We start from the raw sequence: 21,926 nt of genomic DNA, 5'->3' as shown, positions 1-21,926 counted from the left end.
CTGCGTCTGGGCACCCGGGGCTCCGAGCTCGCCCGCACCCAGTCGGGCCACGTCGCGGCCGCGCTGACCGAGCTCGGCCACGAGGTCGAGCTGGTCACGATCCGCTCCGAGGGCGACGTCACGTCGGGGTCACTGCTCGAGGCCGGCGGCCTGGGCGTGTTCGCGGCGGCCCTGCGCCGGGCGCTGCTCGAGGGCGAGGTCGACCTCGTCGTGCACTCGCTGAAGGACCTGCCCACCGCACCTGTCGAGGGGCTCGTCATCGCGGCCGTCCCCGAGCGCGAGCTGCCCTTCGACGCGCTCTGCGCCCGCGACGGCCTACGGCTGCAGGACCTCTCGCCCCTGGCGCGGGTCGGCACCGGGTCGCCCCGGCGGGCGGCCCAGCTGCGCGCGCGGCGTCCGGACCTCACGGTGGTCGAGATCCGCGGCAACGTCGGCACCCGGCTCGCCCGCGTGCACGGCGACGCCACCACCCAGGGCGACCTCGACGCGGTCGTCCTGGCCCGGGCCGGGCTCGCCCGGCTGGGCCGCTACGACGCCGCCACCGACACCCTCGACCTGCTGCCCGCGCCCGGCCAGGGTGCCCTCGCGGTCGAGTGCCGCAGCGTCGACATCAGCCTGCGCGAGGCCCTCGCGGAGCTCGACCACGCCGAGACCCGCGCCTGCGTGACCGCCGAACGGCGCGTCCTGGCCGAGCTCGAGGCCGGCTGCGCGGCGCCCGTCGGCGCGTACGCGCGGTTCGCGAACGGCCACCTCGAGTTCACCGCCGCCGTGTTCAACGCCGAGGGCACCGAGTCGGTCACCGCCCGGCGCAGCGTGCCCGCGGACACCGACCCCGACGCGCTCGGGCGCGAGGTCGCCGCCGACCTGCTCGCCCAGGGCGCCGCGGCGGTCACCCCGCTGGGCGCCACCCGCGAGAGCCAGCTCGAGGACTTCCACCACGAGAAGGCGCTGTGGGCGCCCGGCACGGTCGAGGCCCTCGTCGGGCGCCGCGTGCTGCTGCCCCGCCCCGAGGGCCCCCTCGCCCAGGCGATCCGCGCCGCCGGCGCCGAGGTGGACGCCGTGCCCGTCACCGAGACACGTCCGCTCCCCTTCGCGCTCCCCGGACGCCGGGACTGGCTGGTGCTGACCTCGCCCGTGGGCGTCCGGATGCTGACCGAGGCCGAGGTCGACCTCACCGACCTCGCCGACCGCATCGCCGTCGTGGGTCCCGCGACCGCCGCCGCGGTCGAGGCCACCGGCGCGCGGGTCGACCTCGTGCCCCCCACCAAGTCGGACGCCGACGCCCTCCTCGCCGCCCTGCCGCAGGACCCGGCCTCGGTGCTGCTCGCCGGCTCGGCGCTCGCTTCCCCGCGGCTGGCCGACGGCCTGGCCGAGCGTGGCTGGGACGTCGAGGTCGTGCACACCTACACCACCGCCACCGTCACCGACGCCCCCGACGTGCTTGCGTGGGCCGACTACGACGCGGTGCTCGTCACTGCCGGCTCGATCGCCCGCGCGGTCGTCGACCTGCTCGGCATGCCCGACCCGCACGTCGCGGTCGTGACGCTGGGCGAGCCGAGTGCCGCGGCGTCCGACGCCGTCGGCCTGCGCGTGGACGCCGTCGCCGCCACCCAGGACGGCCCCGGGGTCGTCGACGCCCTGATCCGCGCCCTCACCGAGGAGAACCGATGACCACCATCCGCCCCCGCCGGCTGCGGACGACCGCGGCCATGCGCTCGCTGGTCCGCGAGACGCGCGTCTCGCCCGCGCAGTTGGTGCTGCCGGTGTTCGTGCGCGACGGGCTGTCCGAGCCCAGCGCCATCGAGTCGATGCCCGGGGTCGTGCAGCACACGCTGGACTCCCTGCGCCGCGAGGCCGTGCGCGCCGCGCGGGCCGGGCTGGGCGGGCTGATGCTGTTCGGCGTCCCGCTCGACTCCGACAAGGACGCCGCGGGCTCGTGCGGCGAGGAGCCCGGCTCGATCCTGAACCGAGGGCTGGCCGCGGTGCGCGGCGAGGTCGGCGATGCGCTCGTGGTCATGGCCGACACGTGCCTGGACGAGTTCACCTCCCACGGCCACTGCGGCGTGCTCGACGCCAAGGGCCGGGTCGACAACGACGCCACCCTCGCGTCCTACGTGCGCCTCGCGGTGTCGCAGGCCGATGCCGGCGCCCAGGTCGTCGGCCCCTCGGGCATGATGGACGGCCAGGTCCTCGCGATCCGCCAAGGGCTGGACGAGGCCGGGCATGCCGACGTGGCGATCCTCGCCTACGCGGCGAAGTACGCGTCGGCGTTCTACGGGCCGTTCCGCGAGGCCGTCGGGTCGTCGCTGGTCGGCGACCGCCGCGCCTACCAGCAGGACCCGGCCAACCGGCGCGAAGGGTTGCGGGAGGCGATACTGGACCTCGCCGAGGGCGCCGACATGGTGATGGTGAAGCCCGCCTCGCACTACCTGGACGTGCTGGCCGACGTGGCCGCGGCGTCCGACGTGCCGGTGGCCGCCTACCAGGTGTCGGGCGAGTACGCGATGATCGCCGCCGCCGCCGAGCGCGGCTGGATCACCCGCGAGGCCGCGATGGCCGAGTCGGTGACCTCGATCGTGCGCGCCGGCGCCGACATCGTGCTCACCTACTTCGCCCTGGAGCTCGCGTCGAGGGCTTGAGTTTTCCGCGCCCAGGGCTTGGGTTCTGGACGCCCAGGGCTTGGGTTTCCGCTCTGCTTCAATGAGCCCATGGACGAGCTGTGGACCCACATCGGCATCTCCCCCGACGGCGCGCTGGGGGTCGCAGTCGCCTCGGCGCTGCTCTACGTCCTGTACTCGGTGGTCCTCACGTTGTGGGGGCCACGCCTGTTCTCGAGCTCGTCGACGCTGAGCGTCGCCCTGCTCACCGTGCTGGGCAGCCTGATGGCGCGCGCCATGCTGGGCGACTTCCCCACCCTGGGAGGGGCGATCGTCGCCGCGGCCACGCTGCTGCTGATGGAGGCGATCATCGGTCGCCTCCGCAAGGTCTCCACGCCGGCGTGGGCCAAGCGCGCCACGGCCCCACGGCACCGGCCGCGGGTGGTCATGATCGAGGGCCAGTTCGTCGACCGCCCCAAGCGCGAGCGCGTGACCTCGGACGCCGACGTGCTGCTCCGCCTCCGCACGGCCGGGCTGCGCCACGTGGACGACGCGGCGCTGGTGATCCTGGAGTCCCGGGGCGGCGTGACGGTGCTGCGCCGCGGCGAGCGCATCGACGCCCGCCTGCTGGAGGGCGTCCTCGGTGCCGAGCTCGTCCCGGGCCACCTGGTCGGGGCGGCCTGAGCGGGCACGAAACTCAAGCCCTGGGCGCTCGAAACTCAAGCCCTGGTCGTGCCTCCCGCTTCGCCGCGACACGTGGTGAGCCATGATGGACCCCGTCGAGCGACGAGAGGAGCCAGTGTGCCCAGCCACCTGTCCATGGAGGACGTCTACCGCCACGCCTGTGAGGTCATCCCGGGCGGGGTGAGCTCACCCGTGCGGGCGTTCGGGTCGGTGGGCGGCACGCCGGTGTTCCTGAAGGCGGCCTCGGGCGCGCACGTGGTCGACATCGAGGACCGCCGCTACGTCGACCTCGTCTGCTCGTGGGGCCCCGCACTGCTGGGCCACGCGCACCCCGAGGTGGTCACCGCCGTGCAGGAGGCCGCCACGCGCGGGCTCTCGTTCGGCGCGCCGACCACCGCCGAGGTCGAGTTGGCCGAGCTGATCAGGGCGCGCATCCCGTTCGCCGACAAGGTGCGCTTCGTGTCGACCGGCACCGAGGCGACGATGACCGCGATCCGGGTGGCGCGCGGCGCGACCGGGCGCGACGTGATCGTGAAGTTCGCGGGCTGCTACCACGGCCACTCCGACGCCCTGCTGGCCGCCGCCGGCTCGGGCGTGGCGACCCAGGGCATGCCCGGCTCGGCCGGGGTGACCCGTGCGGCCGCCGGCGACACCCTCGTCGTCGACTACAACGACACCGCCGCGCTGGAGCAGGTGTTCGCCCAGCGGGGGTCCGAGATCGCCTGCGTGATCACCGAGGCGGCCCCGGCGAACATGGGCGTCATCCCGCCGGACCCGGGCTTCAACGCCGCGATCCGCCGGCTCACGCTCGAGCACGGCGCGCTCATGATCTCCGACGAGGTGCTGACCGGCTTCCGGGTGGGCCCGGCCGGCTGGTGGGGCATCGAGGCGTCGCTCGGCGAGGCCCCCGTCACCCCCGACCTGGTCACCTACGGCAAGGTCGTCGGCGGCGGCATGCCGCTGGCCGCGCTCGCCGGCCCCGACCGGCTGATGGACCTGCTCGCCCCCGTCGGCCCGGTCTACCAGGCCGGCACGCTCTCGGGGAACCCGCTCGCCACCGCCGCCGGCATCGCCACCCTGAAGCTGGCCGACGACGCGGTCTACGCCCACGTCGACCGTGCGTCCCGCCAGGTGCAGGACGCCCTCGCCGCGGCCCTCGACGCCGAGGGCCTGCCGTACCGGATCCAGACCGCCGGCAACCTGTTCAGCTGCTTCTTCGGTGAGGACGCCGCGACCCACGGCGTCCGGAACTACGACCAGGCCAAGGCGGCCGACGGCTTCCGGTACGCGCCGTTCTTCCACGCGATGCTGGACGCCGGCGTGGCCCTGCCGCCCAGCGTGTTCGAGGCGTGGTTCCTGAGCGCGGCCCACGACGACGAGGCGCTCAACCGCATCGCCGAGGCGCTCCCGGTCGCCGCGCGGGCGGCGGCGTCGGCCCGGCCCTGAGACAGCGGTGAGCCCGTGCCCCCCGGGTGGGGCACGGGCTCACCGCGTCGGGCTCAGCCGAAGAGCTTGCTGAAGAAGCCGCCGGACTGAGCCGGGGCGGCATCCTTGTGGCCGTCGCACCACTGACCGGCGGGGACGCCGGCCTTCACGGACGCGATGTGCTGGCCGCAGCCGGCCCAGGTGGTCTTGCCGCACTGCTTGCACGTAACGGGACGACACATGTTCTCTCTCCTACGATTGGTTTCCATCTGGATTGGTCCCAACTATACCCCTGGGGGTATCTTCGTGTCCATGCGAGTCATCATCATCGGTGGAGTCGCCGGGGGCATGAGCGCGGCCACGCGCCTGCGCCGGCTCGACGAGAACGCCCAGATCATCGTCCTCGAGCGCACGCGCCACGTGTCGTTCGCCAACTGCGGCCTGCCCTATCACGTGGGCGGCGTCATCCCGGAGCGTTCGTCGCTGCTCCTCCAGACCCCCCAGTCGCTGGCCGCCCGCTTCCGCCTCGACGTGCGCGTCGCCACCGAGGCCACGCGCATCGACCGCGAGAACAAGGTCGTGCACGTGCGCAACCTCGCCACCGGCGCCACCGAGGAGCTCCCCTACGACAAGGTCATCCTCTCCCCCGGCGCCCGCCCGGTGCGCCCGCCGATCCCCGGCATCGAGCGCGCCCTCACCCTGCGCGACATCGAGGACACCGACGCCATGGTCGCCGCCGTTCGCGGCCGGACGACCGCCGTGGTCATCGGCGGCGGGTTCATCGGCATCGAGGTCGCCGAGAACCTCGTCCACCAGGGCATGCAGGTCGCGCTCGTCGAGGCCCTGCCCCAGGTCATGGCCCCGCTCGACCCCGAGATGGCCGCCCCCGTGCACGACGCCCTTCGCAAGGGCGGCGTCGACCTGCACCTCGGCTCGGGCGTCACGGCCATCGGCGAGGCGACGGTCACGCTGGCCGACGGCACCGAGCTGCCCGCCGACGTGGTGGTCGCGGCGATCGGCGTCCGCCCCGACACGACGCTGGCCACCGAGGCCGGCCTCACCGTCGGCGAGCGTGGTGGCATCGCGGTCGACGCGAACCACCTCACGAACGACCCCGACATCTACGCCGTGGGCGACGCGGTCGAGAAGGTCGACGCCCTCGACGGCGGCGCGACGCTGGTGCCGCTGGCGAACACCGCCAACCTCGCGGGGCGCCGCGTCGCCGACCACATCGCGGGCCTGTCCACGTCCAACCGCCCGGTGCTCGGCACCGCGATCGTCAAGGTCTTCGACCTCACCGTCGCCGCCACGGGCGCGAACGAGAAGCGCCTCCAGGCGTCCGGACGCCCCTACCGTGCGATCCACACCCACCCGGCCTCGCACGCCGGCTACTACCCCGGCGCGGAGGGCATGGCCCTGAAACTGCTCGTCGACCCTGTCACCGACGCGATCCTGGGGGCCCAGGGCGTCGGCGGCGAGGGCGTGGACAAGCGCATCGACGTCATCGCGACCGCGATCACGGGCGGCCTCACGGCGTCCGACCTCGCCGAGCTCGAGCTCGCCTACGCCCCGCCCTACGGCTCGGCCAAGGACGCGGTGAACATGCTCGGCCACGTCGCCGACAACCTCCGTTCGGGCGTGACCCGCTCGATCCAGTGGCACGAGCTCGAGGCCGCCGTCGCCGACGGGGCGACCGTCGTCGACGTCCGCACCCCGGGCGAGTTCGAGGCCGGGTCGATCCCCGGCGCGTGGCTCGTCCCGGTCGACGAGCTCCGCGACCGCGTCGCCGAGCTGCCCGAGGGCCTGCTCGTGGTGCACTGCGCGGTGGGCATCCGGGGCCACACGGCCGTCCGCATCCTCAGCCAGCTCGGTCGCGACGCCGTCAACCTCGACGGCGGCTACAAGACCTGGGCCGCGGGCCGAGCCGCGCAGGCCTGAACGACCGGCCTCGCCCGGCGGACCCCTCCGATAGGGTCGGCCGGGTGAGGACACCCGTGCTGCTGCTCATCCAACTCGGCCTCCTGGTGTTGCTGGGTTCCGACGTCGTGCTCCGCTGGACGACCTCGGGCGAGGTGCCATGGACGGGCGTCGGGGCCCTCGTGCTCATCGCGGCCCTGGCTGTCATCACCTTCCTCCGCTGGCGCCGCGAGCGCGATCGGGGCCCCGGGCCGGCCGGCCCGAGCCGGTAGACTGGTCCCAACCAGCGAAAGGGCCCACCTGTGACCCCGTTCCTCATCATCGGCGCGATCGGCATCGTCCTCGCCGTGGTGGCCCTGGTGGTCGGTGACGTGCTCGACGGCGTCCTGCAACTCGACGCCCTGGACAGCGACCTCTTCTCCATCTCCTCGATCAGCGCGTTCGTCGGCGCCTTCGGCTTCGGCGGCGCGCTGGGCCTGTCCCTGGTCGACAACATGGCCGTGGCGGTGGCGTCCGGTGTCGTCATCGGCGCGGCCGCCGCCTGGGGCGCGGTCTGGCTCACCCGCAAGCTGAAGCACGACGCCCGGCACACCTTCCGCTCCGACTCCCTCGTCGGCGCGCCCGCCCGCGTGATCACGGCGATCCCCGAGGCCGGCTACGGCGAGGTCCGGCTGGTCGCGGGCGGCCACGTCCGCAAGTTCAGCGCCCGCGCCGACCGCCCGATCGAGACCGGCACCGAGGTGTGGGTCTCGGCCGTCGTCTCCCCCACCGCCGTCGAGGTGCGGCTCGCCAGCGAGCCCCACGAACTGACCCCGTAGCCCCACCCCAGAGAGGATCCACCCCGTGCCCGACTTCCTGATCGCCATCGGCGGCCTGCTCGTCCTGCTCGTCCTCGTCGGCCTGCTCGTCGCGAGCCGCTACAAGGTCGCCAAACCCAACGAGGCCTACATCATCACCGGCCGCAAGGGCAAGGAGGTCGTCAACCCCGAGACCGGGCTGATGTCGACCGACCTGTCGGGCCAGAAGGTGGTCATGGGCGGCGGCGTCTTCGTGGTCCCGTTCATCCAGCGGCTGCACGTGCTCGACCTGAGCTCGCGCCGCATCATGGTCACCATCCGCAACGCCGTGTCGGGCCAGGGAATCAAGCTCAACGTCGACGGCGTCGCGATCGTCAAGGTCGGCGGCAACGAGGACTCGATCCGCGCCGCGGCCCAGCGCTTCCTCTCCCAGCAGGACGAGATCGAGACCTTCACCCAGGAGACCCTCGCCGGCTCGCTGCGCTCGATCGTCGGTTCGCTGACCGTCGAGCAGATCATCCGCGACCGCGCGGCCTTCGCCCAGCGGGTCACGGATGAGTCGGAGTCCTCACTGACCGGCCAGGGCCTGGTGCTCGACACCTTCCAGATCCAGGACATCACCGACGACGGTAGCTACCTCTCCGACCTCGGGCGCCCCGAGTCCGCCAAGGTCGGCCGCCTCGCCGCGGTCGCCGAGGCCGAGGCCCGCCGCGAGGCCGAGCAGGCGCGCATCGTCGCCGAGGAGCAGATCGCTGTGTCCCAGCGGGCGCTCGTCCTGCGCCAGGCCGAGATCCAGGCCGAGACGGACGCCGCGCGGGCCCAGGCGGCAGCGTCCGGCCCGCTGGCCCAGGCCGACCGCGACCAGGCGATCCTGCTCGAGCAGGAGAAGGTCGCCGTGGCGCAGGCCGCCCTGAAGGAGCGCCAGCTCGACACCGAGGTGCGCAAGCCCGCCGACGCCGAGCGCTACCGCGTGGAGACAGAGGCGGCCGCGAGGCGCCAGGCCGCGATCCTGACCGCCGAGGCCAGCAAGGCGGCGTCCATCGCGAACGCCGAGGCCGAGGCCGAGAAGGCCCGCCTGACCGGTGAGGGCGAGAAGTCTCGCCGTTCGGCGCTGGCCGAGGCCGAGGCGATCGAGGGTGCCAAGCGCGGCGAGGCCGAGAAGGCCCGCCGTATCGCCGAGGCCGCGGCCGTCCGGGCCGAGGGCGAGGCGCAGGCAGCCGCGGTGCTGGCCGTCGGCCAGGCCGAGGCCGAGGCGATGGACAAGCGCGCCGAGGCGTTCGCGCACTACAACGACGCCGCCGTCCTGCAGATGCTGGTCGAGGTGCTCCCGGCGATGGCCGAGAAGGTGGCCGCGCCGCTGGCGTCCATCGACAAGCTGACCGTGGTCTCGACCGACGGGGCGGCCGCGTTGCCCAAGCAGGTGTCGGAGAACCTGATGCAGACGCTGCAGCTGGTCAAGGACACCACCGGCTACGACCTCACCTCGATCATCGACCGGTTCGCCAGCCGCGAGGGTGCCGCGCCGACGGTGGTGAAGGGCGACGTCGAGCCGTCCGGCCCCGACGCCAAGGCCTGATCAGGCCAGCGAGAGGAACAGCTTCTCGAGCTTGGCGGTGTCCATCGGGTTGTGCTCGGGGTCGGCCATGCACGACTTCAGCCCGGTGGAGATCGTCAGGAAGCCGGCGCGGTCGATCGCCTTCGAAACGGCGGCGAGCTGCGTGACGATGTCCTCGCACTCGCGGCCGGACTCGATCATCGCGATGATGCCGCCGAGCTGGCCCTGGGCGCGCTTGAGCCGCTTGACGACGGTGTCCATGTCGGCGGGATCGAGCTCCATGCGGGCCTCCTGATGCGAGTCGGTGCACCAAGGATACCCCCGCCCGTATGAAGGGCCACCGGAGGGCCCCCGCGAGGCGCGTCGCTAGGATGGCGAGGGCCCACCCGACCACCGATCGAGAGCGACGCGCCATGGCACACCCCACGTCCGACCACCGCGGACGGCAGCTCAAGGAGTTGGCGTCCGAGGTCAAGAAGCTGCGGGGCTGGGCCGCGTCCGACGAGTCGGTCGCCGAGCGCCTGACCGACGCGCTCAACGAGCTGACCGCGCAGCGCCTGCTGGGGCACCAGTACGTCGCCGCCGTCGAGGACGCCCAGGACGCGCTCACCCGCGCCAACCGGCTCGTCGCCACCCACGGCGCGGTCGGCCCGTTCACCCCGATCGACGACGGGGTCCGGTTCTTCACCGCCACCACCCACCTCGCGGTCACACAGGTCGGCGCCGGCCACCCTGGCCCCGGCGGGCAGATGGCCGCCGCGCTGCGCGGCTGGACCCGCCTCCTCCCCCACGTCGACCTCACCCCCCACGTCGGCGCGCGCACCGCGACCTGGCTGCTGATGGCGGAGGCGCGGTCGGCGCTCGCCACCGGCGACGTCGGCACCGCCAACGCGTACGCGGACGCCGCGGCGGCCCGGGCGCGTGAGGGCGGGCTGGCCGGTGGCGAGGACGCCTCGCTGCTGGTGGACGCCCTCACGTTGGCCGCCGATGCCCGCTGGGTTGCCGGGGTGCCTCACGACGCGGTCGCGCTGACGCGCGAGGCAGTGGACGCCGCCGCTGCGGTCGCCGGGCCGGTGCTCGGTTCGTCCGGGCGGGTGGCGGAGGTCTGGGCCTCGCGCGTGCTCGGGCCGCTCGTGGCCGCCCGCCGCGACCTCGCCGACCGCCTGCTGGGCTCGGGCCAGGTGGACGCGGGGCTCGCCGAGCGCCGAAGCCTGGCCGAGTTCCTGGCCGGGCAGGTGACGCGGTGGGGCTGGCCCGCCCGGGACGCCCTGGCCCGCACGGTCGCCGACCTCGCGCACGACCTGGTGGCCCTCGGTCGCGACGACGAGGCCCTGGACGCCGCCGGCCGCGCCGCGGAGATCGCCGGTGAGCTGGCCGCCTCGGAGGCGACGGTGGGCGACAGCCTCGGGGCGCAATTCGCCGCCGTCACCGAACTGGCCCGCGTGCTCGTGCGACGCGACGAACACGCGGAGGCCGCCGAGGCGTTGGCCTCGTTGTTCGATCGCTACGCATCGCTGCGCCGCCCGGCCGGGCACGCCGCCGCGCTGGCCGGGGCCGCCCTGCAGCGCGCCGAGGCGGAGCGCGCCTCCGGTGACCAGGAGGCCGCCGAGCGGTCGCTGCGCGAGTTCCACGCGCTGCTGGCCGGGCTGCGGGAGGGCACGCCCTCGGACCTGTACGCCGGGGTGCCCGACGAGGCCTTCGCGCGCGACCGCGCGCGGGGCGTCGCCACCCGGTCGCCGCTGCCGACCCCGTCGTGGTCGAACCTGTCCGACGCTGACGCCCTCGCCGCCGCGACGCGCGCGCCGCTGGCCGTGCCGGCGCCCGAGGCACCCGTGGTCGAGGAGGCGCCGGTCGTCACTCGCCCCGAGCCGGTCGTGGTGCCGGAGCCGGAGCCGGAACCGGCGTACGTTCCCGAGCCCGTCGTGGAGCAGGAGCCCGAGCCCGAGCCCGTCGTCGTGCCCGAGCCCGTCGTGGAGCAGGAGCCCGAGCCCGAGCCCGTCGTCGAGCCGGAGCCGGTCTGGGAGCCCGAGCCCGCCATCGAACCCGAGCCGGAACCGGTCTGGGAGCCCAAGCCGGTGGTCGAGCCCGAGCCTGTCGTGGTTCCCGAGCCCGTCGTCGAGCCCGAGCCCGTCGTGGTTCCCGAGCCCGAGCCCGTGGTCGAGCCCGAGCCCGTTGTGCAGCCGGAGCCCGAGCCCGTGACACAGCCCGAGCCCGTCGTGGTTACAGAGCCGGAGCCGGTGTACGTGCCCGAGCCGACCCCGGAACCGGTGTGGGAGCCGGAGCCGCAGCCCGCGGCGTCCGGGTTCGGCGACCTGGAGGAGGCCCGGTCTGCCCTGCAGGCCGCCCGGACCTCTGGCAACCGCCGCGACGTCCTCGCGGCGAGCCAGTCGCTGGTGGACGCGCTGCGCCCGCTCGCGGCGTCCGATGCAGGCACCTGGGGGCGCGAGCTCGTCACCGCGCTCGAGGACCTGGGCGAGGCGAAGTTCCGCGCCGGCGACTGGTGGGGTTCGCGCGGGCCGAAGAAGGAGGCCAAGCAGCTCGCCAAGGACCTGGGCCTGTAGGACCCGCGCGCCAAACGCACCCCGAACGTGAATCCGCGCCCGCTCGAGCGGGCGCGGATCGCGTTTCGAGGTGCGTCTGCAGAGGTCAGCCGCGGGCCTTGAGGTCCTTGCGCAGTTCGGGCGGCAGCGAGAACGTCAGGTTCTCCTCGGTCAGGCGCTCCTCGACGGCCTGCGGGTAGCCCCGCTGCTCGAGGTAGCGCAGCACGCCCTGCACGAGGTCGTCGGGCACGGACGCACCGGAGGTGACGCCCACCTTCTCGACGCCCTCGAGCCAGGCCTCGTCGATCTCGCCCGCGTTGTCGACGCGGTGGGACGCCTTGGCCCCTGCCTCGAGCGCCACCTCGACCAGCCGGACCGAGTTGGAGGAGTTCCGCGAGCCGACGACGATGACGAGGTCGGCGTCGGCGGCGATCTGCTTGACGGCCTGCTGGCGGTTCTGCGTGGCGTAGCAGATGTCGTCGGAGGGCGGGCTGACCAGCAGCGGGAACTTCTCGCGCAGCTTGCCGACCGTCTCCCACGTCTCGTCGACGCTCAGGGTGGTCTGGGAGAGCCACGCGACCTTCGACGGGTCCTCGACCTCGACGCCGGCGACGTCGTCGGGGTGCTCGACCAGGATCGTGCGGTCGGGCGCCTCGCCCATCGTGCCCTCGACCTCCTCGTGGCCGGCGTGGCCGATGAGCAGGATCTGGTGGCCCTCGTTGGCGAAGCGCTTGGCCTCGTTGTGCACCTTCGTGACCAGCGGGCAGGTGGCGTCGATCGTCTTGAGCTGCCGGTCGGCGGCCTCGGCGTGCACCGCCGGGCTCACGCCGTGCGCCGAGAACACCACGGTGGAGCCCTCGGGCACCTCCTCGAGCTCCTCGACGAAGATGGCGCCGCGCGCCTCCAGGTCCTCGACGACGTGCCTGTTGTGGACGATCTGCTTGCGCACGTACACCGGCGGCCCGTACAGGTCGAGCGCCTTCTCGACGGTCACGACGGCACGGTCCACCCCGGCGCAGTACCCGCGCGGGGCAGCGACGACAACGCTCTTGGTCATGCGGGCCAGTCTAGGTGACCGGACCCACCCCCTTCCCCGGCGGTTCGGCGTAGGGTCGGCCCATGGAGTACCGCCGCCTGGGCCGGCTCGGCCATGAGTCCTCGGTGTTGATCTACGGTGCGGCCTCGCTGTGGGAGGTCACCCCCGACGTGGCGGAGGCCTCGGTCACCGCCGCACTCGACGCCGGCGTCAACCACATCGACACCGCCGCGAGCTACGGCGTCTCCGAGGAGCGGCTCGGCGGTTTCATGCCCGCGATCCGCGACCGGGTCTTCCTCGCCAGCAAGACCAACGAGCGGGACGCCGAGGCAGCCTGGGCGTCCATCAACCGGTCGCTCGAACGGCTGCGGACCGACCGGCTGGACCTGATCCAGCTGCACGAGGTGCACAACCAGGAGCTGCTCGACCAGGTCACCGGCCCTGGCGGGGCTCTGGAGGCGCTGGTGCGCGCCCGCGAGGAGGGCATGGTCGGGGAGGCTCGGGCCGAGCTGTCGGCCGACGAGGCCGCCGCCGTGCTGGACGCCCTGCCGCACGAGGACTACCAGAGCGTCTACAACGAGAAGATGCCCATCTGAGTCAGCGCAGGGGCACGAAGCTGAACCGGTCGCCGGTGGTGCGCCGGGTGACCACGCCCGCGGCGTCCTTGTCGACGACCCACATGTCGTGCTCGACGGGAACCACCATGCGCCCGCCCGGGGCGAGCTGGTCGACGAGCGCCTGGGGCACGGCCGAGCCGGCCGCCGAGACGAGGATGCGGTCCCACGGGGCCCCGTCCGGCCAGCCGAGCTCCCCCCGCCGGGCGAGCTCGAACCGCACCCAACCGAAGCGCCCGGCGAGGTGCTCGCGGGCCATCGTGACCAGCTCCGGCACGATGTCGACGCCCACGACCTCGCCCGCCTCGCCGGCGATCCACCCGAGCAGCCCGGACGTCCAGCCCGAGCCACTGCCCACGTCGAGTACCCGGTCGCCGGGGCGGGCGTCGAGCAGCCGCAGCATGTAGCGCACGGTCCACGGCTGGGAGTTGGTGGCCCCGAACCCGATCGCCAGCGGGCGGTCCTGGTGGGCGTACGCGCGTTGGTCGTGCGGCAGGAAGTCGGCCCGCGGCACCGCCGCGAAGGCGTCGTCGAGGGCTCGGTCCATGCCCCAGTCTCCCCCGTGCGGTGAATGTCGGCCAGCCCCGTTAGGCTCGGAGACGTGCCGATGACCAGCTCCCCCGACCAGCCGCAGCCGCTGCGCGACGTGGTCCGGGCGCTCAAGGAGTGGGTCGAGCGCACCGGGGCGATCTGGGTCGAGGGCCAGGTCATCCAGCTCAAGCGGCGCGCGGGCAGCACGCTGCACTTCCTCACCCTGCGCGACAAGCTCGCCGACGTCAGCGTGACGGTCACGATCGACACCGTGACGCTCGATGCGGCCGGCCCGATCACCGAGGGCACCCTCGTCGCGGCGTACGTGAAGGCCACCCTCTACCCCGGCAACGGCTCGCTCAGCTTCGCCTGCCGCGACCTGCGCCCCTCCGGCGAGGGCCGGCTGCTGGCGCACCTCGAGCAGCGCAAGCGGGCCCTGCAGGCCGAGGGCCTGTTCAACCCCGACCTCAAGAAGCGGCTCCCCTTCCTGCCCCGGCAGATCGGGCTGGTCACCGCGCGCGAGTCGGCGGCCGAGCGCGACGTCGTCGAGAACGTGCGCCGCCGCTGGCCGGCCGCCGTCGTGGTGCCGCGCTACGCGGCGATGCAGGGCAACCAGGCCGCCGAGCAGGTGGCCGCGGCCGTGCGCTGGTGCGACGCCCAGCCCGAGGTCGACGTCATCATCGTCGCCCGCGGCGGTGGCTCGCTGGAGGACCTGCTGCCCTTCTCCGACGAGGGGCTCGCCCGCACCGTGTTCGCCTGCCGCACCCCGGTAGTGTCGGCGATCGGGCACGAGACCGACACCCCGATCCTCGACCTGGTGGCCGACTGGCGCGCCTCGACGCCGACCGACGCGGCCAAGCGCGTGGTGCCCGACGCGGCCGAGGAGGCCCGCATCATCGGCGTCGGGCTCGACCGGCTGCGCGCCGCGATCACCCAGCGGGTGCGCTCCGAGCAACAGGGGTTGGACGCCGTGCGCTCCCGCCCGGTGCTCCGTGACCCCTCGGGCGCGGTGGTGCTCGCGTCGGAGCGGGTGGCCGAACTCCGCGGGCGACTGGGGCGCGGGGTGCGCCAGGCCGTGGAGCGGGAGCAGGTCCAGCTGGAGGCGAACCTGCTCCGCGTGCGCTCAATGTCGCCGCGAGCCACCCTGCAGCGCGGCTACGCCATCCTGACCACCGACGACGGGCGCACGGTGTCCTCCATCACCGACGTCGAGCCCGACGAGACGATCATCGCCCGCCTCATCGACGGCGACATCGCGGCCGCCGTCATCGACGTCGAACCGCACGAGCACGACCACGACAAGGAGCACGCATGAGCGACGAGGAGCAGCTCTCCTACGAAGAAGCCCGCGACCAGCTGGTCGAGGTGGTGCGTCAGCTCGAGTCGGGCAACGTGCCCCTGTCCACGTCGATGGAGCTGTGGGAGCGCGGCGAGAAGCTCGCGGCGATCTGCCAGCAGTGGCTCGACGGGGCGAAGGCGAAGATCGACGCGGCCCGGCCGGCCACCGACTGACCGGGGCGCACGGCGTCCATGGACCTCGTCACCATCGCGTCGGCCCTCGTGCCGACCGCGCTCCTCATCGGGTTCGGCGCCCTGCTGCGCCGTCAGGGCGGCTTCGGTGAGCCGTTCTGGGTGGGCGTCGAGGGCCTGACCTACAACTTCCTGCTGCCCGCCCTGTTCATCGTCACCCTCGCCCGGGCCGACTTCGGTTCGGTGCAGGTGGGCACGATGGCGCTCGTGCTCGCGGCGACGACCCTCGTCGGGGCGACGGTCACGACGCTCCTGCGGCGGGTGGCGACCGACGACGGGCCGGCCTTCACCTCGGTGTTCCAGGGCGCGATCCGGTTCAACAACTACGTGGGCCTGGTGATCGCCTCGACCCTGTTCGGGCAGCAGGGCGTCGCGCTGGCGGCCTTCGCCAACGCGGTGATGGTCCCCATCGTCAACGTGCTGTCGACGTTCGTCCTGGCGCGCCACGGGCACGCCGAGATCCGCGGCGTGGGGGTGCTGAAGGCGATCGCGACCAACCCGCTGGTGGTGTCCTGCCTGATCGGACTCGGCCTGAACCTGCTCCGCGCCCCCACCGCCCCCGTGCTGGGCGCCGCCCTGCCAGCGGCGGTGCTGGGCATCGCGGCGGCCACGCTGAGCATCCTCGGCCAGGCGGCGCTGCCGATCGGCCTGCTGTGCGTGGGCTCGGGGCTGCGGCGTCCCGAGGGCGGCGCGCAGGCGCGCCCCATCGCGGTCTCCACGCTGCTCCGGCTCGCGGTCATGCCCGCCACCGCCATCGCCCTGACCCACCTGTTCGGCCTGCGCGGCGACGCCGCGGTGGTCGCGCTGGTGTTCCTCTCCCTGCCGACCGCCTCCAGCGCGTACGTGCTCGCCCGCCGCCTCGGCGGCGACGCCCCGCTGATGGCCTCGATCACCGCGGTGCAGACAGGGCTCGCGCTGGCGAGCGTGCCGGCGTGGATGCTGCTCGGCCAGGCCTTCGGCTGACAACCACGGCCACGGTTTGCCTCCAGCACCCACCCCGGCTAGTCTTTAGTTGACATTTCAAGCAATTGAGGAGAGACGTGAAGATCGCCATCATCACCGGTTCCACCCGCGAGGCCCGCAAGAGCCTGGAGATCGCGCAGTGGGTCAAGGAGCTCGCGGACGCCCGCGGCGACGCCACCTACGAGGTCGTCGACACCGCCGCGTTCAACCTGCCGGTGTGGGACTCCCCCACCTCCCCGGCCTGGGGCCCCAGTGACGACCCGGCCGCCACGGCGTGGAGCGAGAAGATCAACGAGTTCGACGGCTACGTGTTCGTCGTGGCCGAGTACAACCACTCGCTCACCGGCTCGCTGAAGAACGCCCTCGACTACCTCTACACCGAGCTGAACAACAAGGCCGCCGGCTTCGTCGGCTACGGCTCGGCCGGTGGCGCCCGCGCCATCGAGCACCTGCGCGGCATCCTGTCCGAGCAGCAGGTCGCCCACGTGCGCGCTGCCGCCGGCCTCTCGCTGTTCCACGACTTCGAGAACTTCTCCACCTTCGCCCCGACCGACGGTGCCCCCGGCCAGGTGCTGGGCATGCTCGACCAGCTCGTCGTCTGGACCAAGGCCATGGCCGCCGTCCGCGCGGGCGAGTTCGCCACCGAGAAGAAGGCCGCCTGAGCCTCCGGCGCGAGCCGCTGAATTGGGGGCGGGATCGGGCGTGCCCTATGCTGGGGCAGCCCTGTCCCCATCGTCTAGCGGCCTAGGACTCCGCCCTTTCAAGGCGGCAGCGCGGGTTCGAATCCCGTTGGGGATGCGACGGCAACGGCCCCGGCCAGACACGTTCTGGCCGGGGCCGTTCGCCGTCCCGGGGCGGTTCCGGACGCCCCTCACCACCCCGGCCGCCCCTCGATTTTTCTCCCCCGGAGCTTCACGCTATGCTTCTCAAGCTGTCCGAGAGGGCAGCGGCCTTCACAAGAGGCCCCGTAGCGCAGTTGGTTAGCGCGCCGCCCTGTCACGGCGGAGGTCGCGGGTTCGAGTCCCGTCGGGGTCGCTGCTCTTTCCAGAGCACGGCCAGGTAGCTCAGTTGGTACGAGCGTCCGCCTGAAAAGTGGAAGGTCACCGGTTCGACCCCGGTCCTGGCCACCAACACCAGCAAGCGCGAGCCCCTCGGGCTCGCGTTTCGCGTTTCCCCACTCGGCGGGGTCCGCGACCGTGCGCCAGACTGGCCCCATGGAGACCCTCCGCAAGCACCGCCGGGGTGCCCCGCCAGGCTTCTTCCGCGTCGAGGCCGCCGGGCTCGCGTGGCTGGCGGACGCCGGCGCGGTCCGCGTCGCCCGGGTGCTGGCGGTCGACGACGACGCCATCGAGCTCGAGCGCCTCCCCCACGCTCCCGCCACCCTGCAGGCGGCCGAGGCGTTCGGGCGCGACCTCGCCGCCCTCCACGACGCGGGCGCGCCCGCGTTCGGCGCCCCGCCGGCGGGCTGGGACGCCGACGGCTACATCGGCGACGCCCCGCTCCCCCTCCGCACCGAGGCGACCTGGGGCACCTTCTACGCCCGACACCGGATCCGCCCCTACCTCCACGCCGCGCGCCACCCGGTCTTCGAGGCCCTGTGCGACCGACTCAAGGCCGGCGACTTCGACGACGCCGCCCCGCCCGCGCGCATCCACGGCGACCTGTGGAGCGGCAACCTCCTCTGGACGCCCACCGGCGCGGCCCTCATCGACCCGGCCGCGCACGGCGGCCACCGGATCACCGACCTCGCCATGCTCGCCCTGTTCGGCGCCCCACAACTGGGCCGGGTGCTGGCGGCGTACGCCGAGGCGTCCGAGCACCTGCCCGACCGCTGGCGCGATCTGGTCCCCCTGCACCAGGTGCACCCGCTGCTGGTCCACGCCGTGCTCTTCGGGGGCGGGTACGTCGCCCAGGCCGAGCGCGCGGCGTCCGAGGCCCTCTCCCTCCCCTGACCCTGTTCGGGCGCGCGCTATGGTTCTTCCTGACCACAGGAGGACCATGAAGACCCGAGCCCTCGCCGCAGCACTCGTGGCCACGGCGGCCGTGATGAGCACCGGCTGCACCCAGCCGCGCCCGCCCGCGGAGTTCACGCTCGTCGGCAGCTTCCAGCCCGCCGTCGGCTGCGCAACCGAGTGGGACGTCTCGTGCGGCGAGACCGGTATGACCCCCACCGATGGCCGCCACAGCGTCGAGCTCGACCTTCCCGCCGGCGGCCACGAGTTCAAGGTCACCCGCACCGGCGGCTGGGAGGAGAACTACGGCGCCCGCGGAGCCCGCGACGGCGACAACCTCGCCCTCTCCCTGCCCGGCCCGGCGAAGGTCCGGTTCACCTACGACCCCGCCGGCCACGTCGTGCGGGCCGAGCCCCCGACGCCGGCGGGCGCCGAGCTGCCCGAGGACGCCGACCTCGCCCAGGCGTCCCTGCGCTCGGCGCTGACCCGCGAGCGGATCTACTTCGTGATGACCGACCGCTTCGCGAACGGCGACCCGGGCAACGACGCCGGCGGCCTGGCCGGCGACCGGAGGGCCACCGGCCTCGACCCCACCCACAAGGCCTACTACCACGGCGGCGACCTGCGCGGCCTGACCGAGAAGCTCGACTACGTGCAGGGCTTGGGCGCCACCGCGATCTGGATCACGCCCCCGCTGGTCAACAAGCCCGTCCAGGGCGAGGGCGACAACGCCAGCGCGGGCTACCACGGCTACTGGATCACCGACTTCACGCAGGTCGACCCGCACCTGGGCGGCACCGAGGCGCTGCGCGAGCTGGTCGACGCCGCGCACGCGCGCGGGATGAAGGTGTTCATGGACGTGGTGGCCAACCACACCGCCGACGTCATCGCGCGCGCCGAGGACCGCAACGCCTACGTCGGCAAGACGATCGAGCCGTACAAGGACGCGCAGGGCAACGAGTTCGACGACCGGGCGCTGGCTGGCAGCCCCGACTTCCCCGCACTGGACGCCGCCACGTCGTTCCCGTACACCCCGGTCTTCCCGCGCCCCGAGGACGCCACCGTCAAGGCCCCGGAATGGCTGAACGACCCGACGATGTACCACAACCGGGGCAACTCGACGTTCAGCGGCGAGTCCGACGAGTACGGCGACTTCTTCGGCCTGGACGACCTGTTCACCGAGCGCCCCGAGGTGGTCGAGGGCATGTCCGAGGTCTACGCCGAGTGGGTCCGTTTCGGCATCGACGGGTTCCGCATCGACACGGTCAAGCACGTGAACATCGAGTTCTGGCAGGTCTTCGCCGAGCGCATGCGCACCGCGGCGGCAGAGGCCGGCAACGACGACTTCTTCATGTTCGGCGAGGTCTACTCCACCGACGCGACCCTGACCAGCCGCTACACGACGACGGGCAAGCTCCCGGCGGCGCTCGACTTTGGCTTCCAGGAGGGGGCGCTGAAGTTCGCCCGCGGCACCGGCACCCAGGAGATGGCGGCGGTCTGGGCCGAGGACGACCGCTACACCGACGCCGACAGCAACGCCTACCAGCTGCCGACCTTCGTTGGGAACCACGACATGGGCCGGGTCGCCGGGATGCTCCGCGGCGCCGTCGAGGGCGACGAACTGCTGGCCCGCACCGCGCTGGCGCACGACCTGATGTTCCTGTCCCGCGGCCAGCCGGTGGTCTACTACGGCGACGAGCAGGGCCTCGTCGGCAGCGGCGGCGACCAGGACGCCCGGCAGAGCCTGTTCGCCACCCAGGTGGAGCAGTACGCGCAGGAGCAGGTCGTCGGCGCCGAGCCGGGCGCGCGCGACCGCTACGACATCGACCACCCGCTGTACCGCCGCCTCGCCGCGCTCGCGGCGCTGCGCGAGGAGCACCCCGCGCTCGCCGACGGTGCCCAGATCACGCGGGAGGCGGGCTCGGGCCCGGGCGTGCTGGCGTTCTCCCGCATCGACCGGGCCACCGGCACCGAGTACGTGGTCGCGCTCAACAACTCGGTCATGGAGCGCGAGGCCAAGGTCACGACCTGGTCGCCCGGCGTGGCGTTCGAGTCGCTCGCCGTCGGCGACACCCCAGGCGGCCCCGGGACCACCGCGGCGGCCGACGGGGCGCTGGTGTTCCCGGTCCCGCCGCTGTCGGCGGTCGTGCTGCGGGGCACCGCCCCCATGCCGCAGCCGGACGCCGCCCCCACCGTCGGCCTCGACCTCGCCGCGGGGTCCGAGGTGAAGGGTCGGGTGGAGCTCGAGGCCGCCGTCGAGGCGTCCGGGTTCACCGAGGTGAGCTTCTGGGTGCGCCCGCTCGGGGTGGCCGACTGGCAGCCGCTGGGCACCGACGACAACCCCGACTTCCGGGTGTTCCACGACACCCGTGAGCTCGGGCCGGGTGCGGTGCTGGAGTACCGCGCGGTCGTGCACGACCTCGCTGGCCGGCGCGCGGCGGCGTCCACGTGGGTGGTCACGGGCTGACCGCCCGGCTGGTCAGTCCTCGAGCGGCAGCGGTGGGGGCGCGTACGCGCGCACCCACGTCGCGATGGCCTCGAACCAGCGCCTCCGCGCGTCGAGCGGCGAGAGCGCCAGGTCGTGGGTGCCGCCCTCGATGCGGGCGGTCGTCACCAGCGGCCCCAGCCGCCACGCGACGGCGTTGATGCGGTTCACGTCGAGCACGATGTCGGCCTCGCGGGCCTCGTCGCTGTAGCGGCGCAGCCACAGCGTCCTGCCCGAGGTGGTGACCAGCACGGGGCAGTCGATGTCGAGGCCGCGCGCCACGCGGGCGTGGCCCTGCAGGATCGCCCGGAACCAGCCGACCCGGATCGGCTCGGCCGCCTCGGTCTTGAGGTCGAAGGAGTAGTCCCACTCGCCGCCGTGCGAGGCGTGCATGGCGCGGGCGTAGACGTTCTCCTCCGACTCGGGCACCGGGAACACCGACGTCGGCGCCCGCTTGCTCCACTCGCGCAGCAGCGGCTTGAGCATCGAGGTGACCGCGGGCGGGCCCCACATGTCGAGCCACGGCGAGTTGAGCACCAGCCCGGCCAGCGCGCCGGGGCGTTGGCTCGCGTACAGCGACACCGTCAGCCCGCCCGTCGAGTGCCCGGTCAGCAGCACGCTGTCGTGGGACTCCCGCACCACCGCGAGGGCGGCGTCGAGCTCCTCGGCGTAGTCGTCGAGGTCGGCGATGTAGCCGCGCAGCTGGCCGGGCCGCAGGCTGCGACCGTAGCGGCGCAGGTCGAGGGCGTGGAAGGCGAAGCCCTGGTCCTCCCAGAAGTCCGCCACGTGGGGGTGGAAGAAGTAGTCGTTCCACCCGTGCACGTGCACGACGGCGCGCGTCGCCGTGCGGAGGCGGGGGTCGACGCGACGCACGAGCGTCGCGCACAGGGGTTCGTCACCCTCGTCGGGCAGGGACTCGGTCTCGAGCGTCAGCGTGAGGCTCTCGAAGCCGTCCAGCAGCGTGTCGGGACGCCAGCCCTGCGGCACCTCGTCGGGCACCGGTACTTCGGGTGGAAGGGAGAGCACCTCGTCGGGAGCGGGCTCAGCCGTAGTTGCGGCCCTGCTCGACGTAGTCATCGCCCTCGTCGTCGTCTTCGTCATCCTCCGCGTACGGGTCTTCGTACTCGTCGGTCTCCTCCTCGGCCGGCGACTCGGTCCAGGACGACTGACCGCCCCGGAGTTCGCGTTCGAGAGAAGAGAAGTCCGTGTCGAAGGTACGGTACTTGAGATCGCGAGCGACCTTGGTCTGCTTCGCCTTTGCACGGCCGCGCCCCATGTCCGGGTCGACCCCCTTAGCATT

The 21,926-nt window shown here is 73.3% G+C and carries 22 protein-coding genes, 3 tRNA genes and 1 pseudogene; 20 read left to right on the top strand and 6 right to left on the bottom strand.

Annotated elements, in window-relative coordinates:
• The 5 genes and pseudogenes from hemC to hemL all read left to right on the top strand — a co-directional run.
• Nucleotides 1-912 (top strand): annotated as a pseudogene (gene hemC / locus H5397_RS17815) (hydroxymethylbilane synthase); the annotation flags it as partial.
• A gap of 78 nt (nucleotides 913-990) precedes the next feature.
• Complete coding sequence (locus H5397_RS17810) at nucleotides 991-1,671, top strand: uroporphyrinogen-III synthase (protein WP_309224251.1); 681 nt, start codon at nucleotides 991-993, stop codon at nucleotides 1,669-1,671.
• Nucleotides 1,668-2,639, top strand: coding sequence for a porphobilinogen synthase (gene hemB / locus H5397_RS00885; RefSeq protein WP_182814422.1), 972 nt, complete (start codon nucleotides 1,668-1,670; stop codon nucleotides 2,637-2,639). The genes H5397_RS17810 and hemB overlap by 4 nt, the downstream gene beginning before the upstream one ends.
• 69 nt (nucleotides 2,640-2,708) lie before the next feature.
• The gene (locus tag H5397_RS00880; protein ID WP_182814421.1) at nucleotides 2,709-3,281 is read left to right on the top strand and encodes a DUF421 domain-containing protein; all 573 of its coding nucleotides are present in this window, start codon (nucleotides 2,709-2,711) and stop codon (nucleotides 3,279-3,281) included.
• A gap of 135 nt (nucleotides 3,282-3,416) precedes the next feature.
• A complete protein-coding gene (gene hemL / locus H5397_RS00875; RefSeq protein ID WP_182814613.1) occupies nucleotides 3,417-4,727 on the top strand; it encodes a glutamate-1-semialdehyde 2,1-aminomutase in 1,311 nt (436 codons plus the stop codon).
• Between the two features lie 53 nt (nucleotides 4,728-4,780).
• On the opposite strand, the gene H5397_RS00870 is transcribed toward hemL, so the two are convergent.
• Nucleotides 4,781-4,948: a hypothetical protein gene (locus H5397_RS00870; protein ID WP_182814420.1), complete on the bottom strand. Its 168-nt coding sequence runs from the start codon at nucleotides 4,946-4,948 to the stop codon at nucleotides 4,781-4,783.
• A 70-nt stretch (nucleotides 4,949-5,018) separates the two neighbouring features.
• Between H5397_RS00870 and H5397_RS00865 the strand changes: the two genes are divergently transcribed.
• From H5397_RS00865 to H5397_RS00850, 4 genes are read left to right on the top strand one after another with little or no spacing between them, the layout of a single operon-like run.
• The gene (locus tag H5397_RS00865; RefSeq protein WP_182814419.1) at nucleotides 5,019-6,644 is read left to right on the top strand and encodes an FAD-dependent oxidoreductase; all 1,626 of its coding nucleotides are present in this window, start codon (nucleotides 5,019-5,021) and stop codon (nucleotides 6,642-6,644) included.
• 44 nt (nucleotides 6,645-6,688) lie between these two features.
• The gene (locus tag H5397_RS00860) at nucleotides 6,689-6,895 is read left to right on the top strand and encodes a hypothetical protein (RefSeq protein WP_182814418.1); all 207 of its coding nucleotides are present in this window, start codon (nucleotides 6,689-6,691) and stop codon (nucleotides 6,893-6,895) included.
• Between the two features lie 30 nt (nucleotides 6,896-6,925).
• Complete coding sequence (locus H5397_RS00855; RefSeq protein WP_182814417.1) at nucleotides 6,926-7,441, top strand: hypothetical protein; 516 nt, start codon at nucleotides 6,926-6,928, stop codon at nucleotides 7,439-7,441.
• 25 nt (nucleotides 7,442-7,466) lie between these two features.
• Nucleotides 7,467-8,996: a flotillin family protein gene (locus H5397_RS00850; RefSeq protein ID WP_182814416.1), complete on the top strand. Its 1,530-nt coding sequence runs from the start codon at nucleotides 7,467-7,469 to the stop codon at nucleotides 8,994-8,996.
• Here the strand turns inward: H5397_RS00850 and H5397_RS00845 are convergent, their stop codons facing one another.
• On the bottom strand, nucleotides 8,997-9,257 hold the full coding sequence (locus H5397_RS00845) for a metal-sensitive transcriptional regulator (protein WP_182814415.1): 261 nt from the start codon (nucleotides 9,255-9,257) through the stop codon (nucleotides 8,997-8,999).
• Nucleotides 9,258-9,388: 131 nt separating this feature from the next.
• Here H5397_RS00845 and H5397_RS00840 point away from each other — a divergent pair, with 131 nt between their 5' ends.
• The gene (locus H5397_RS00840) at nucleotides 9,389-11,536 is read left to right on the top strand and encodes a hypothetical protein (protein ID WP_182814414.1); all 2,148 of its coding nucleotides are present in this window, start codon (nucleotides 9,389-9,391) and stop codon (nucleotides 11,534-11,536) included.
• An 85-nt stretch (nucleotides 11,537-11,621) separates the two neighbouring features.
• On the opposite strand, the gene H5397_RS00835 is transcribed toward H5397_RS00840, so the two are convergent.
• Nucleotides 11,622-12,572 (bottom strand): 4-hydroxy-3-methylbut-2-enyl diphosphate reductase, encoded by a 951-nt coding sequence (locus H5397_RS00835; protein WP_182814413.1) that lies wholly within the window; start codon nucleotides 12,570-12,572, stop codon nucleotides 11,622-11,624.
• Between the two features lie 62 nt (nucleotides 12,573-12,634).
• Between H5397_RS00835 and H5397_RS00830 the strand changes: the two genes are divergently transcribed.
• On the top strand, nucleotides 12,635-13,147 hold the full coding sequence (locus tag H5397_RS00830) for an aldo/keto reductase (RefSeq protein ID WP_182814412.1): 513 nt from the start codon (nucleotides 12,635-12,637) through the stop codon (nucleotides 13,145-13,147).
• Between the two features lies 1 nt (nucleotide 13,148).
• Here the strand turns inward: H5397_RS00830 and H5397_RS00825 are convergent, their stop codons facing one another.
• Nucleotides 13,149-13,712, bottom strand: a complete 564-nt coding sequence (locus H5397_RS00825) for a protein-L-isoaspartate O-methyltransferase (RefSeq protein WP_182814411.1) — start codon at nucleotides 13,710-13,712, stop codon at nucleotides 13,149-13,151.
• 60 nt (nucleotides 13,713-13,772) lie between these two features.
• Here H5397_RS00825 and xseA point away from each other — a divergent pair, with 60 nt between their 5' ends.
• The 9 genes from xseA to H5397_RS00780 all read left to right on the top strand — a co-directional run bounded on the left by xseA (nucleotide 13,773) and on the right by H5397_RS00780 (nucleotide 20,608).
• Nucleotides 13,773-15,011: an exodeoxyribonuclease VII large subunit gene (gene xseA / locus H5397_RS00820; RefSeq protein ID WP_255438485.1), complete on the top strand. Its 1,239-nt coding sequence runs from the start codon at nucleotides 13,773-13,775 to the stop codon at nucleotides 15,009-15,011.
• The gene (locus tag H5397_RS00815) at nucleotides 15,008-15,208 is read left to right on the top strand and encodes an exodeoxyribonuclease VII small subunit (protein ID WP_182814409.1); all 201 of its coding nucleotides are present in this window, start codon (nucleotides 15,008-15,010) and stop codon (nucleotides 15,206-15,208) included. Before xseA ends, H5397_RS00815 begins: the two co-directional genes overlap by 4 nt.
• A gap of 18 nt (nucleotides 15,209-15,226) precedes the next feature.
• On the top strand, nucleotides 15,227-16,189 hold the full coding sequence (locus tag H5397_RS00810) for an AEC family transporter (protein ID WP_182814408.1): 963 nt from the start codon (nucleotides 15,227-15,229) through the stop codon (nucleotides 16,187-16,189).
• 77 nt (nucleotides 16,190-16,266) lie between these two features.
• Complete coding sequence (locus H5397_RS00805) at nucleotides 16,267-16,851, top strand: NAD(P)H-dependent oxidoreductase (protein ID WP_309224237.1); 585 nt, start codon at nucleotides 16,267-16,269, stop codon at nucleotides 16,849-16,851.
• A gap of 63 nt (nucleotides 16,852-16,914) precedes the next feature.
• Nucleotides 16,915-16,987 (top strand) — tRNA-Glu (locus tag H5397_RS00800).
• Between the two features lie 163 nt (nucleotides 16,988-17,150).
• Nucleotides 17,151-17,224 (top strand) — tRNA-Asp (locus tag H5397_RS00795).
• 18 nt (nucleotides 17,225-17,242) lie between these two features.
• A tRNA-Phe gene (locus H5397_RS00790) sits at nucleotides 17,243-17,319 on the top strand.
• Between the two features lie 84 nt (nucleotides 17,320-17,403).
• Entirely contained in the window at nucleotides 17,404-18,141 is a 738-nt protein-coding gene (locus H5397_RS00785; RefSeq protein ID WP_182814406.1) for a fructosamine kinase family protein, read from the top strand.
• A gap of 46 nt (nucleotides 18,142-18,187) precedes the next feature.
• On the top strand, nucleotides 18,188-20,608 hold the full coding sequence (locus H5397_RS00780; protein ID WP_182814405.1) for an alpha-amylase family glycosyl hydrolase: 2,421 nt from the start codon (nucleotides 18,188-18,190) through the stop codon (nucleotides 20,606-20,608).
• A 12-nt stretch (nucleotides 20,609-20,620) separates the two neighbouring features.
• On the opposite strand, the gene H5397_RS00775 is transcribed toward H5397_RS00780, so the two are convergent.
• Nucleotides 20,621-21,625 carry an alpha/beta hydrolase gene (locus H5397_RS00775; protein ID WP_182814404.1) on the bottom strand — a complete coding sequence of 335 codons (1,005 nt, stop codon included), beginning with the start codon at nucleotides 21,623-21,625 and terminating at the stop codon, nucleotides 20,621-20,623.
• Nucleotides 21,626-21,668: 43 nt separating this feature from the next.
• Nucleotides 21,669-21,902, bottom strand: a complete 234-nt coding sequence (locus H5397_RS00770) for a DUF3073 domain-containing protein (protein WP_182814403.1) — start codon at nucleotides 21,900-21,902, stop codon at nucleotides 21,669-21,671.
• Nucleotides 21,903-21,926: the final 24 nt, after the last annotated feature.

The organism is Propioniciclava sp. MC1683, assembly GCF_014164675.1.
GTDB lineage: Bacteria > Actinomycetota > Actinomycetes > Propionibacteriales > Propionibacteriaceae > Propioniciclava.
This window is presented reverse-complemented; position numbering and strand designations above follow the sequence as displayed.